Here is a 14,925-nt window from a genome sequence, read left to right as displayed (position 1 = left end):
GCTGAACTTGTTTCAGCATCTAATTTTTTTAACAGAAAAAGACCCTGAATCAAGTTCAGGGTGACTTTGAAATTGATGAATTGTATTTTTTTGAAAACCCTTACTTGTCATGCCGAACTTGTTTCGGCATCTAAATTTTTGACAGAGAAGACCCTGAAACAAGTTCAGGGTGACATTGTAATGATGAATTGTATTTTTTTAACAGAGAGAGACCCTGAAACAAGTTCAGGGTGACGTTGAAATGATGAATTGTATTTTTTGAAAACCTTAACTGTCATGCTGAACTTGTTTCGGCATCTAATTTTTTTAACAGAGAAAGACCCTGAAACAAGTTCAGGGTGACGTTGAAATGATGAATTGTATTCTTTGAAAACCTTAACTGTCATGCTGAACTTGTTTTTGGCATCTTGTTTTTTAATAGAAATAGACCCTGAACCAAGTTCAGGGTGACATTGTAATGATGAATTGTATTTTTTTAACAGAGAGAGACCCTGAAACAAGTTCGGGGTGACTTTGAAACAAGTTCAGGGTGACATTGGAATTGATGAATTGTATTTTTTTACAGAGAGAAACTCTGAAACAAGTTCAGAGTGACAATAATAAGACTTTCTTAATTATGTTGATTAAAAATCTTTAATGATGTTAAAAAAATTAAGGTATTAAATCTTGAAAAATTATTATGTCTATATAATGACAAACAATTCAAAAGTATTATACATTGGTGTTACTAATAATTTAGCAAGAAGAGTTTATGAACATAAGAATAAACTAATTAATGGTTTCACTAAAAGATATAATCTAACCAAACTCGTCTATTTTGAGGTATTCAATAATATTAATGATGCAATCAGAAGAGAAAAACAATTGAAGAACTGGCATAGGGAATGGAAAATAAATTTAATAGAATCAGTCAATAAAGATTGGGAAGATTTGTCTTCAAAATTTTTAGATTAAAATATCAGAATAATTTAAAAATGTTGAGCTGAGGCTAATTGTAATGTTGTTTGAGTATTATGTAAAATTTATTTTTACATTACTGATCAGTGTTTACAGTATCTAAAGCAATAGTTTCTGATATGACAGAGTATTGATTTTAAAATCTCAACTTCTGTCTGAAAACTGTCAAACCGAATTTGTTTCGGCTCTATTTTTTTATTATAGAAAGACCCTGAAACAAGTTCAGGGTGACATTGAAATTGATGAATTGTATTTTTTTGAAAACCCTTACTTTTCATGCCGAACTTGTTTCGGCATCTAATTTTTAACAGAGGAGACTCTGAAACAAGTTCAGAGTGACAATGAAATTCACTAATTGTATTTTTTTGAAAACCATTATTTGTCATGCTGAACTTGTTTCAGCATCTAAAGTTTTGACAGTGAGAGACCCTGAAACAAGTTCAGGGTGACGTTGAAATTGATGAATTGTATTTTTTTAACAGAAAAAGACCCTGAAACGAGTTCAGGGTGACAATGAAATCAATGAATTGTATTTTTTAACAGAGAAAGACCCTGAAACAAGTTCAGGGTGACTTTGAAACAAGTTCAGAGTGACTTTGAAACAAGCTCAGGGTGACGTTGAAACAAGTTCAGCCCTGAAACGAGTTCAGAGCGACATTAGTGGTGAGAAAATATTTTTTCAAAGAACTTAAAATACTTTACTTCATATGATTGAAAGAGTTAAAATCATAATTCGAGGTGCTGTGCAGGGAGTTGGTTTTCGACCATTTATTTTTAGACTAGCCAAGGAATTAAATCTCAATGGTTATGTGAATAACTCTTCAAAAGGAGTCTTTATTGAAGCCGAAGGTGAACTTAATAGATTAAAAGAATTTATAATTAGAATTGAAAAAGAAAAACCTTCTATTTCAATTATACAGTCGTTTGAATATTCTTTTTTAGATCCAATCGGTTATACTCATTTCGAAATCAGAAAGAGCGAGAAAGAGGAGGAAATATCAGCTTTAATATTGCCAGATATTGCAGTATGCAAAGACTGTTTGAGAGAACTTTTTGATCCTTCAGATCGAAGATATCTTTATCCATTTATTAATTGCACAAATTGTGGTCCCCGATTCACAATAATAGAGATGCTCCCGTATGACAGACAGAAAACCACGATGAAAAGTTTTAAAATGTGCAGTGACTGTGAAAGAGAATATCGTAATCCAGAAGATAGAAGATTTCATGCTCAGCCGATTGCGTGTCCAGTTTGCGGTCCTCAAGTTGAATTGTGGAATTCAAGGGGTGAGAAAATCGCAGAAAAAACAGATGCAATTTACCAAAGTATTGATCTAATTAATCAAGGTAAAATTCTTGCTATTAAAGGACTTGGTGGATTTCATTTAATAGTAAATGCAGCCGATAATAATGCAGTCAGAAATTTAAGAAGCAAAAAACATAGAGAAGAAAAACCATTTGCTTTGATGTTCCCAGATATTAGTTCGGTAAAAAAAGTTTGTGAAGTTAATGAGCTTGAGGAAAGATTATTACTCTCTCCAGAATCTCCCATTGTATTACTTAAAAAGAAAAAGGCTGCTAATGAAATAAAAATATCTGAATTAATTGCTCCTGAAAATCCTTATCTTGGTATAATGCTCCCTTATACTCCTTTGCATCATATTATGATGAAATTTTTACAAAAACCAATAGTCGCAACCAGTGGGAACCTGTCAGAAGAACCAATTTGTATTGATGAATATGAAGCATTAAAGAGACTTAATGGAATAGCAGATTATTTCCTTGTCCATAATAGACCTATACTCCGACATTGTGATGATTCTATTGCAAGGATAATTAATAATCGTGAATTTATAATCAGGAGAGCCAGAGGTTATGCACCTTTACCTTATTTAATTGAAAATATGATTGAAGAAAATTTAATCGCTGTTGGAGGTCATCTTAAAAATACGATTTCGCTTAAAAAAAGAGAGCAGGTTTTTATAAGTCAACACATCGGAGATCTTTCGACTTTTGAATCATTCAATGCTTTTCAGCGGACGATAACTGATTTTCAAACTCTTTATGAAGTTGATAGATTAAAATTTGCAGGTGATCTGCATCCTGAATATTTATCGACAAAGTTCTTAAGAGAACAAAAAAAAGATTACAAGTTAATTCAACATCATCTTGCACATATTGCTGCATGCAAGCTCGAAAATCAGGTCAAAGGTGAAGCACTTGGAGTTTCCTGGGATGGAACAGGTTACGGCTTTGATGGAAAAATCTGGGGCAGCGAATTCTTTTTCATTGATAATGAAACTTTTCAACACTTAGGTCAATTTCGAAAATTTCATTTACCATCAGGTGAAAAAGCAATTCGTGAACCGAAAAGAACTCTTGCAGGAGTTCTTTATGAAATTTATGGTAGTGATATTATCAATATGCCAATTTTAAAATCAAAGTTTGGTGAAGTTGAATTAAAATTATTAGTCAATCAAATTGGAAAGAAGATTAATTCCCCCGAGTGTGTAAGTGCGGGAAGGCTTTTTGATGCTGTATCTTCATTAATTGGAATAACTGATTATTCAAATTTTGAAGGTCAGGCTGCAATGAAACTTGAATTTGCAATAGAAAATGGAATCGATGATTTCTATGAATTTGAATTTCAATCTAATGAAATTTTAATTATTGATTGGAAAAAAATCATTGAAGGAATAATTAATGATGTTGAAAAAGAAATCAGCAAAGGAATGATCTCAGCGAAATTTCACAATACACTATGCGAAATAATTGTTCAAGTGGCAAAACATTTCAATATGCAGAAAGTTCTTCTAAGCGGTGGCTGCTTTCAAAATGTTTATTTGCTTGAAAGAACGATCAAAAGATTGAAAGATGAAAATTTTCAGGTTTACTGGCATCAAAGAATTCCAACCAATGATGGTGGAATTTCTTTTGGTCAAATTGCAGCTTACCATCTTAAAAATAAAAAAGATTGATGAGAATGATGATTAATGTTTTGCAGAGAAAAAGAAAAGAGTTGTTTTAATACAGAGAAAATAATTCTTAAAAACAATATTTTTAGTAAAAGATTTCAAAATTAAAGAAGGAGGTTAATTATGTGTCTGGCAGTTCCTGGGAAAGTTGAGGAAATTTATGAAGGGACAGATTTAATTAAAATGGCAAAAGTAAATTTCGGCGGCGTCAAAAAAGATGTATGCGTCGCCTGGATTCCGGATTTACAGGTTGGTGATTATGTTTTAGTGCATGTTGGATTTGCTCTTAATAAAATTGATGAAAAAGAGGCAATGGAAACACTTCGCATCTTGAAAGAAATGGGTGAATTGAATGAACTGGATCAATCCAATGAGAGCGAGCAATGAAATACTTAAGTGAATTCAGAAATCCCGAAGCAGCTCAAAATTTAGCTTTAAAGATAAAAGAGGTGACGAAACGAAACTGGACAATAATGGAAGTTTGCGGAGGTCAAACTCATTCAATTTTAAAATACAACATTGATGAATTACTGCCAGATAAAATTAGACTAATTCATGGTCCTGGCTGCCCGGTTTGTGTGACATCTCTCGAGATGATTGACAAAGCTATTGAGATTGCATCACAACCAGATGTTATTTTTACTTCATTTGGAGATATGTTAAGAGTTCCCGGTTCTAAATTAGATTTACTCTCAGTTAAAGCAAATGGTGGTGATGTCAGAATGGTTTATTCACCACTGGATGCTGTTAAAATCGCTCAATCGAATCCGGATAAGAAAGTTGTTTTCTTCGCTGTTGGATTTGAAACTACTGCACCGGCAAATGGAATGTCTGTATTAAGAGCAAAAGAACTTGGATTAAAAAATTATTCAATTCTTTGTTCACATGTTTTGGTTCCGCCAGCAATTGAAGCTTTGATGAGCGGATTTAATTCGAGTATAAATGGATTTCTCGCAGCTGGTCATGTCTGCACAGTTATGGGTTATGAAGAATATTTACCATTAGCTGAAAAATACAAAATACCAATCGTTGTAACTGGATTTGAACCTATTGATATCCTTCAAGGAATTTTGAAATGTGTAACTCTGCTTGAAGAGGGAAAGAATATTGTTGAAAATCAATATTCGAGAGTTGTGAGAAAAGAAGGAAATCTTGCTGCAAAAGAAGTTATAAAAAAAGTTTTTGAAATAACTGATAGAAAATGGAGAGGAATAGGATTAATTCCAAAAAGCGGTTTAAAATTAAAAGATGAGTTTTCAGATTTTGATGCTGAAAAGATTTTTGATATTAAAAATTTACAAGTGGATGAACCTGAAGTTTGTATTGCCGGAGAAGTTTTGCAGGGATTAAAGCTGCCAATTGAATGTCCAGCTTTTGGAAAAGAATGTACACCAGAAAATCCACTCGGTGCACCAATGGTTTCATCAGAGGGAGCCTGTGCTGCTTATTTTCATTATAAGAAAGTCAAAATAAACTGAGTTGAAAAATGGAATTTCAATTAAGCTGTCCGATTCCAAAATCAGAATATGAAAAAGTTTTACTCGCCCACGGCGGTGGAGGAACATTAACGCATCAATTAATTTCAAAGATGTTTCTTAATCAATTTGGAAATGAATATTTAAATGAACTTCACGATGGAGCAATTTTTGAGATCAGTGGAAACAAGTTTGCTTTTACAACTGATTCTTATGTAGTAAATCCGATTTTCTTTCCTGGCGGAAATATTGGTGAACTTGCAATAAATGGAACTGTAAACGATTTAGCTGTTTGTGGTGCAAAACCTTTATTTATTTCAGCTGGATTTATTATAGAGGAGGGATTAGAAATTGAAGAATTATGGCAGATAGTTTTAAGTATGAAGAAAGCAGCAGACGAAGCAGGTGTAATGATTGTTACTGGTGATACTAAAGTAGTAGAAAAAGGTAAAGGTGATAAAATTTTTATTAATACTTCCGGAATTGGATTAGTTTACGAAGGATTGGAAATCTCACCAAAAAAAGTGAAATCAGGAGATGTCATTATTATAAATGGGAGAATTGCAGAGCATGGTATTGCAATTATGTCAGAGAGAGAAGGTCTTGAATTCGAGACTAAAATTAAAAGTGATACTGCACCATTAAATGGATTAGTTGAAGATATTCTGAAAGTTTCAAATAAGATAAGTGTAATGCGGGATCCAACTCGTGGCGGGCTGGCAAGTGCATTAAATGAAATTGCTTCATCGGCAAATGTAAAGATTGAGATTTATGAAAAAGAAATTCCAGTATCAGAGGAAGTGATGGGTGCTTGTGAAATTTTGGGTCTCGACCCGCTATACATTGCCAATGAAGGTAAAATCTTAGTTTTTGTAGATGAGAGTGATGCAGAAAAAGTCCTTGATGCGATGAAGAAAAATCCTCATGGGAAAGAATCTCGAATAATAGGGAAAGTTATTGAAGAAGGTTTATCGCTTGTCACAATGAAAACATTAATCGGCAGCACCAGAATAGTTGATATGATTTCAGGGGAACAGTTACCAAGGATTTGTTAGACACAGAAAAATTAAAGTTGCGTAGCAACGTCCTATTTGTAGAGAGAATTTTTAAAAACCCCAAAATTATAGTCGCGTAGCGACGACCTATTTGTAGAAAGAATTATGTGCCGCACAAAAAAAATCTAATACAAAATGGATGAAATTATTATTGAAAATGACAATTACACATAAAAAAACAAAAAATATAAAAACCCCGCAGGGGTTTAATGTGAATAGCCCCCAATCGGATTGGGGGTAGAGAAACAAAAAAACAAAGAACCCTAAATGGGTTCAATTATAACATAAATTGTTCTAGACGATTTTAAAAATTCGATTACAGATCAAACATTAAAAAAATTTTGAAATCCACATTCAACCCCTTCAGGGTTGGAATTTTCTTTTGATAATATTCTCCGAGTGTAACTCGGGGCTAATCAAATTCAACTCCTTCGGAGTTGAGAAAATTATTTCAAAAAAGAGATTGATTTTAATTCCGCAAATGAAAATTAAATCCCAAAGGGATGAAATTGTTATAAGAAAAATCAATTTCAAAGAGAAAAAATCCCAAAGGGATGAAATTATTATAGATAAAATTGAAGGCACAACAAAAGACAAAATCCCGAAGGGATGACATTATATCAAAACTAAAATTCGATTGAAATATATGATTGATTTCTATCATTGATCATAAAATGTCACTCCTTCGGAGTTTTAATTTTTTTGCTTGTGTGAATTTCATTCTATAATAATTTCACCACTTCGTGGTTAATTCTAAAAATAGGTCACATCTATGGAGCTTTGTTTTTTTTTGTTTTTTGTCTTTTCTACAAATAGGTCGCTCCTACGAAGCTTTATAAAGTTCAATAAAAAAAGACATTTCAAGAGAAATCGCAAAGCGATGACCTATTTGTAAAAAAAATATTGAACAACATTAAAAATTAAGTTGCATAGCAACGACCTATTTGTAGAAAAAATGTTGAAGAGCCAAAAATAAAAGTCGCGTAGCGACGACCTATTTGTAGAAAGAATTATGTGCCGCGCAAAAAAAATCTAATACAAAATGGATGAAATTATTATAGAAAAAATTGAAGACACAAGAAAAATCAAAATCCTGAAGGGCTGACATTATCTTCGTCGGTGTTCAGTATGACATCCCCTTCCTTGTTATACTGAAATCATCGAAGTATGACAACGATTAATTTCTAAAAGCTCAATTAAGGCAGAGCTTGTCAAATATTCAAACAAACGTTTATAAAAATTGTTGACAAAAAAAAATTATTTAATTTGACACAGAAATATTGGCTGTAACAATGAATCAGATACAAAAAATATATCATTTCTTTATCACCCTCATTAATAATAATATTGTAGAAATAAATGTAAATATGGGAGGAGTAAATATCCAATGAGGTATAAATTTATATTTTTAGGTATAATATTGTTTTTGATATTTACAAATAATGTTTGTAAGAAGACGCCAGTGGAACCTGAGGAGGTACAAAGGTTAAACTTAAGTCTTGAGAGTATATTATGCACTGAAGTATATTTAAGGTTAAATGTGAGAGATCTTGCATTGCCTATAAGGTTGGAGGTATATTGTAATGATAGTTTAGTTAGTTCGATAGGTGAGTTGAGGTCAATAGATACAATTTTGATAGTAGAAAATTTACAACCGAAGAGGAGTTATGATATATATGTAAAAGGTACAGGGGATGGAATAAATTATTACAGGAGCAATTTATCAAGATTTATAACACTTGACACAACAAGCCGAAATTTTACCTGGCAGGTATTTGAATTTGGCGATATAGGACTTAGTGCATTACATGATGTAGCAATAATAGATGAAAATGATATATGGGCTGTGGGTGAAATAAGAATTGCAGATACAAGTATAAATGGTTACACAACTTACAACGCGGTCCATTGGGATGGAAGTAATTGGGAGTTGAAGAAAATAGGTAGAGTAGGTGGTTGGGCTTGCCATACAGTTTTTGCATTTTCAGCAAATGATATTTGGTTTGAAGGAAATATTCATTGGGATGGTTCAAAATATAAAGTGCATATGAATGGCTGGCCATTAATGCCAAATGGAGATGGTTGGCAAGTTAATAAAATGTGGGGCAGCAGCAGTTCTGATTTATATGCAGTAGGTTACAATGACAACATAGCGCACTGGGATGGTAATAGATGGACGAAGATAGAGAGCGGAGTGGATGTAAATTTCATTGACATACATGGACAGACAAGTGATGGTAAGATATTTATATGTGGTTATAACACAGTCAATGAATATAAAGCCACATTACTTGAGATAAAGGATAAGAACGTTAGAGTAAAGTGGTATAAGACAAATGTAATGACATACGATCCACCATATGGGGGAACGATACACAATATTTTTACCTCTGGTGATTATTTGTTTACAGTAGGCTCAAAAGGATTTTTTAGAGAGAATGTAAGATTGGGGACATATCCGAAGAAGGTACTGGACTATGCACCAGATTGGGTATATGCGATGAGGGGTAATGATGTAAATGATGTTTTTACATTTTCAGATCAAAATGAGATATATCATTATAATGGATATAATTTAAGAAAGATATATGGGAATCATTTAATACTACATGCTTTTTATGGTGGTAATGTGAAGGGCGATATAGTAGTTGGAGTGGGATTAATATATGTAGATCCTACACATTCAAAAGCATTACTTGTTGTAGGAAAAAGAAGATGAGGGGACAGATGGTTAAAAAAAATAAAGAACTCCAATCTGTGAGGGCAGCACAGATTGGAGTGTGTATTGTAAGTAAAACATAAAAAAATCCAGCCTGACCAGCTCAGGATTTAATTTTACTTACATACAAAAATACTATGTCTGCTCTTAAAATAAAATTTTATTAAATAAGGAGGAAGATAAATATGAGATTAAGAGCAAAAATTATAGTGATTTTTTCTTTGATATTGACCTCTTTACTTTATTCACAAGAAGAGGTTGAATGTCTTACAGAAATTCCTCAGGGTGTTACCATAGAACAGGCAAAGTCAGGTAATCTTTCCTTATATAAGAGAAATGAAATGACACCTCCTTTAAGATTAGCTATTCATATAGTAAGAAATTCTCAGGGACAGTATGGGATATCAGGCGATGAGCTAAATTATAAGATTTCGAAATTAAATTATTATTTTTCTCAGGCATTGTTCAGATTTTATATTTATTCAATTGATACAATAGATAGTGATATTTATTATACAATAGACAATAGACAGGAAGCAGATCAATTAAGGATGATTAATAATATACCTGGTTGTATAAATATATATTTTGTTTATAGATTAATGGATTACTATGGATTATCCAGCTTTAGTCCAAGATTTGACAGGGGGCCGCAGGGGATAATAGTAAAGAACACAGCACCTGAGACAACTTTGCCACATGAGATGGGACATTATTTTGATTTATTTCATACTTATCAAATCTGGGAAGAACAACCTGGGGGTTCATTAATTTATGAGAACATTGCCCGTGATGGCAGTTGTCGTAATTGTGAGGATGCAGGGGATTTACTTTGTGATACGCCGGCCGATCCATCAGGAAGAGTAAGATTTTCTACGATTGATAATTTTTGTAATTGGTCACCAGTTAGGCCATTGCCGGCAGATGGTTGTGGTCAGACAAATTATAATCCATTGACGAATAATATGATGATAACTGAAGTAAAGCAATGCAGGACGACATTTACAGAGGGACAGAAGAACAGGATGAATGAGACATTAATGATGTTTCGGAAAGAGTTAACCTATCCTTTGGTTTATTTAATGAATGTAATAAAAGGAGAGAATGCAGGGGGGACATTGAGTGTAAATGAGAACACATATCCTTCAGGGACAAGGGTAGCATTAAGGCCAGATACTTATACAATAAGGACAAATAATGAGAGATTTTCTAATTATAGGAATAGCGGGAAAACATATAAGCATAACAATTGGAATAGGATAAATAGTGATTATTTAATGAGTCGACAAGTTCCAATAGATACAACACAGAATCAGTGGGCATGGTTTGAGGAGTTAGCGTATAGCAAAATAAAAGTTTTGCTGGAGGGTGATATAATAACAAATAAAGGTGTGGGTCAATTTAAGGATCCCTGGTATGTTTTTTCGAATGGTTCACAGCCGGGTAATTACTGGATAAATTTTATATCTGAATATGAACCTAATGGAAAAGAAGGGGCACAGGAAAAAGGTGTCTTCTTAAATCAAGGTTACAATCCTATAAATAATACTTGGACACCACCCTATTACTCCTTAAAAGCAGATGCAGTTCAGAATATACAACTACAACACAACGGCAGGACACATAAATTTTATTTTCAGAACTGGAGTGCAAGTCCGCAAGGCAGTGCAGAATTTCAAAATGCAAACGCTCTTGAGACAGGAGTTGTATTCAGGCAAGAAGGGGTAGTGGTTAGTGCAAATTATAAAGGCAGTTTATTGAGTAATCAGGCAAATGCTCTTTCAAATACATCACAGAGGAAAGTAATAAGAACATCCAATGGACATTTGCATTTGTTTTATATAAGTATGGGTCGGTTGTGGTATGAAAAGAGTGTAAACAATGGGACAACATTTTATGCACCTCGGAAGATAGATGATTTAGGTGATGAGGTAAGAGTAAGCAGTTTTTCAGTAGATTATGTAGGTAATAGGTTGTACATAATTTCACAGCTGCGTGGTGAGGATAACTCATCAATTTTAAGGCTATATGAGATAGATGAGAATGGGAATGTAAGTAATTTCCCTGATAGTTATAGATGTACAATAAATTTAGATGATCAATCAGTAGATGCGATGCCATTAGTGGGTGCTAACTATGGAAATATATTATTTGTTTGGAAGAGTGATAATAATACACCATTGAAGTTGATCAGGTTCAGATGGACAGGAAGTAATTGGGAGCGTTCGAATATAATTGAGATACCGAATACAACAGGTAGATCGATAAATCCATCATTAAGTTTGGTTAAGAGTGATAATTGTTCAAAAGTATATACACACTTAGTTTGGGAAGAGAGAAATAGTTTGAGGAGTTCAAAGATACATTACATAAGGATAGCGATGATAAGAGATTATGTTAATTGGAATGAATTTGAAAATTATAGAGTAGTTACCGATGGAATGGGGTATGAATTAACGACAAAACCTACGATAGTAGAGATGGGCGAGAATAATGCATTAATTGGATTTGTTGGGTTAAAAAGATTTGAAGAAGAGAATTTAACACCAGAAGAAACGAAAGCAGTATTGACAATGATACCTTTTAATGGTGTATTTTATTCTTTTGGAGATGATGTACAAAGTGTAAGTATAAATCGTTGTAATACGAGATGGACATTTGCCTGGACGAGGGGGAATAATCTTCCAGTACAATATGTGGATTCGAGAGATATAAGGGTAACATACCGGCTTGGTAATTTAAGAGGCGTGGATGTTCATATTACAAATGGTATAGTTCCAGAGGATATGTATGCATTTGTGATAAATACATCACAGTTGCCATATCCGATTAATTATAGAGCGATGTATGGAGATATAATCCCTGAGGAATTAGTAGTAACAGATGATAGTCGAGAAGGGATTGTAAGCAAAGATGGAGAGAGAATTTTTGACAACCCCCAAGAATAAAGTCGCGTAGCGACGACCTATTTGTAGAACGAATTAGATAACGCACAAATAAATCAAATCAAGAATGGATGAGATTGTTATAGAAAAAACAATTACACATAAAAACACAAAAAATATAAAAACCCCGCAGGGGTTTAATGTGAATAGCCCCCAATCGCATTGGGGGTAAATGAGAACAAAAAAACAAAGAACCCTGAAGGGGTTCAATTATAACATAAATTGTTCTAGACGATTTTAAAAATTCGATTACAGATCAAACATTAAAAAAATTTTGAAATCCACATTCAACCCCTTCAGGGTTGGAATTTTCTTTTGACGATAGTCCCCGAGTGCAACTCGGTACTAATCAAATTTAACTCCTTCGGAGTTGAGAAAATTATTCCCAAAAAGAGATTGATTTGATAATGTCAATCCTTCGTAGTTTTAATTTTTTTGCTTGTGTGAATTTCATTCTATAATAATTTTACCGCTTAGTGGTTAATTCTAAAAATAGGTCGCTCCGATGGAGCTTTGGTTTTTTTGTTTCTTGTCTTTTCTACAAATAGGTCGCCTCTAAGGAAGCTTTATAAAGTTCAATAAAAAAAGACATTTCAAAAGAAATCGCAAAGCGAAGAGCTATTTGTAGAAAAAATATTGAACAACATCAAAAATAAAGTTGCATAGCAACGACCTATTTGTAGAAAAAACGTTGAAGAGCCAAAAATAAAAGTCGCGTAGCGACGACCTATTTGTAGAACGAATTAGATAACGCACAAATAAATCAAATCAAGAATGGATGAGATTGTTATAGAAAAAACAATTACACATAAAAACACAAAAAATATAAAAACCCCGCAGGGGTTTAATGTGAATAGCCCCCAATCGGATTGGGGGTAGAGAAACAAAAAAACAAAGAACCCTGAATGGGTTCAATTATAACAGAAATTGTCCTAAACGATCTTAAAAATTCAATTACAGATAATACATTAAAAAAATTATGAACCTCACATTCAACCCCTTCAGGTTTGAATTTTTGTGATGACATTATCTCCTCGAGTGCAACTCGGTGCTAATCAAATTCAACTCCTTCGGAGTTAAGAAAATTATCCCCCAAAAGAGATTGATTTAAATTCAGCAAAATGAAAATTAAATCCAGAAGGGATGAAATTATTATAGATAAAATTGAAGGCACAACAAAAGACAAAATCCTGAAGGGATGACATTGTAATAAAACAAAAAACGATTCAAATATTTGATTGATTTTTTTTTATTACTGTTCTTAAAATGTCACTCCTTCGGAGTTTTGATTTTCGTATACACAAATTGAATTCTATAATAATTTCACCAATTCGTGGTTGTCTCTTACTAATCGATAATTTTAATCAAACTAATTAAAAGAGCAGAATGGATGACAACTAACATTAAATTTTAAACTTACAAAAATTAAAAAAGAAACCTGGAAGGTTTCATTACAATTTTATGTGCACAATATTTTAGGAAACGAGAATACACCCAAAAAATAAAATCCCTAAGAGATTACATTGTAAATATCAAATGAAGAGGGCAAAACTTCACATGCTGGAATTTTTTGATTGATTTGATAATGTCACTCCTTTAGAGTTTAATGATTGGTGTATGTGTGAATTTCATTCTATAATAATTTCACCACTTCGTGGTTAATTCTAAAAATAGGTCGCTACGATGGAGCTTTCATATTTTTTATTTCATTTCTTTTCTATAAATAGGCCGCTCAGATAGGGCTTTGATATTTTTACCCTTGTTTTTCTCTTTCTCTGCATTTACAGAAACAAAATAATAATTAATATTTCATCTAAATTAATGACCATCGTGTTTATACTTCTAACCCGCATTCTCATTTATCTTTCATAAAGCTTCAATTAATTTTAGATATTACTTCAACTCATTAAATACATTGCTAATTATTGATAATTTTTATAATATTGAACTGACCAGTCAGTCAGAATTATGATAAACTTAATACATTCATTAAATAGTTTACTTCCTCTGTTTTATGGAATTACTTTCCTCCTTTATCTCTTAAATTTCTTTTATGAGAAAAGGGGACTTTCCTTATGGAAAAGGCTTTCGCTTTTTATTACCTTGTTCTTCCATTTCTTTTATTTATTAATAAGAACACTCGAATTCAAACACACGCCAATTACAACAGTTTTTGAAATAATGACTCTTCTAGCTTTTGCTATTACGATATCATACTATATAATCGAGTTGGTTACTGATGTTAGAAATACTGGAACATTTATTCTCTTCTTACCTCTGATTTTTCAAACTATCTCTTCATTTAACATAAAAGATTTACTTGAGGTAAAAGATATCTTAAGAAGTCCATATCTTGGTTTTCATGTTTTTACAGCTTTGAGTGGTTATGCAGGAATTACTTTTTCAGCAATCTACGGCTTACTTTATCTTTTGCTCTATAAACAAATAAAAACTCAAAAGTTTGGTTTAATTTTTAATCGAATGCCAAGTCTTGAAATGCTTGAATATCTTAGTATGGTTTCGGCACTTGTTGGTTTTGTTATGTTGACAATAGCAATTGTTATTGGATTCATCTGGTTACCGCAGGCTTTTACCGAACCTTCATATTTTGATCCGAAGCTAGTTGCGACGATTATCGTTTGGTTGTTTTATGCATTTGGAATTTCAGGAAAATGGTTTTTTAAGTGGTCAGGAAGAAAAATAGTCTATCTATCAATTACAGGTTTTGTGATCTCGTTATTTTCAATGTCAATCTTAAATCTTGTGTTTACAGGATTTCATAAATTCTTTTAGGATGAA

General features: G+C 32.7%; 8 protein-coding genes. All 8 read left to right on the top strand.

All coding sequences use genetic code 11. From position 1 onward, the window contains the following. Positions 1-690 precede the first annotated feature (690 nt). The 8 genes from HPY57_01550 (at position 691) to ccsA (ending at position 14,919) form a co-directional block, all read left to right on the top strand. The gene (locus HPY57_01550) at positions 691-954 is read left to right on the top strand and encodes a GIY-YIG nuclease family protein (protein ID NPV10462.1); all 264 of its coding nucleotides are present in this window, start codon (positions 691-693) and stop codon (positions 952-954) included. A 710-nt stretch (positions 955-1,664) separates the two neighbouring features. Continuing rightward, positions 1,665-3,935: a carbamoyltransferase HypF gene (gene hypF / locus HPY57_01545; protein NPV10461.1), complete on the top strand. Its 2,271-nt coding sequence runs from the start codon at positions 1,665-1,667 to the stop codon at positions 3,933-3,935. 120 nt (positions 3,936-4,055) lie between these two features. Next, positions 4,056-4,319 (top strand): HypC/HybG/HupF family hydrogenase formation chaperone, encoded by a 264-nt coding sequence (locus HPY57_01540; GenBank protein NPV10460.1) that lies wholly within the window; start codon positions 4,056-4,058, stop codon positions 4,317-4,319. After that, positions 4,316-5,410: a hydrogenase formation protein HypD gene (gene hypD, locus HPY57_01535; GenBank protein ID NPV10459.1), complete on the top strand. Its 1,095-nt coding sequence runs from the start codon at positions 4,316-4,318 to the stop codon at positions 5,408-5,410. The genes HPY57_01540 and hypD overlap by 4 nt, the downstream gene beginning before the upstream one ends. Positions 5,411-5,418: 8 nt before the next feature. After that, a complete protein-coding gene (hypE, locus tag HPY57_01530; protein ID NPV10458.1) occupies positions 5,419-6,462 on the top strand; it encodes a hydrogenase expression/formation protein HypE in 1,044 nt (347 codons plus the stop codon). A 1,555-nt stretch (positions 6,463-8,017) separates the two neighbouring features. Continuing rightward, entirely contained in the window at positions 8,018-9,181 is a 1,164-nt protein-coding gene (locus HPY57_01525; GenBank protein NPV10457.1) for a glucosyl transferase, read from the top strand. A 185-nt stretch (positions 9,182-9,366) separates the two neighbouring features. After that, positions 9,367-12,129, top strand: a complete 2,763-nt coding sequence (locus tag HPY57_01520; GenBank protein NPV10456.1) for a hypothetical protein — start codon at positions 9,367-9,369, stop codon at positions 12,127-12,129. 1,965 nt (positions 12,130-14,094) lie between these two features. Next, positions 14,095-14,919 carry a cytochrome c biogenesis protein CcsA gene (gene ccsA, locus HPY57_01515; GenBank protein ID NPV10455.1) on the top strand — a complete coding sequence of 275 codons (825 nt, stop codon included), beginning with the start codon at positions 14,095-14,097 and terminating at the stop codon, positions 14,917-14,919. The last annotated feature ends 6 nt before the right edge of the window (positions 14,920-14,925 follow it).

Source organism: Ignavibacteria bacterium, assembly GCA_013177855.1.
Lineage (GTDB): Bacteria > Bacteroidota > Ignavibacteria > Ch128b > Ch128b > Ch128b.
This window is presented reverse-complemented; position numbering and strand designations above follow the sequence as displayed.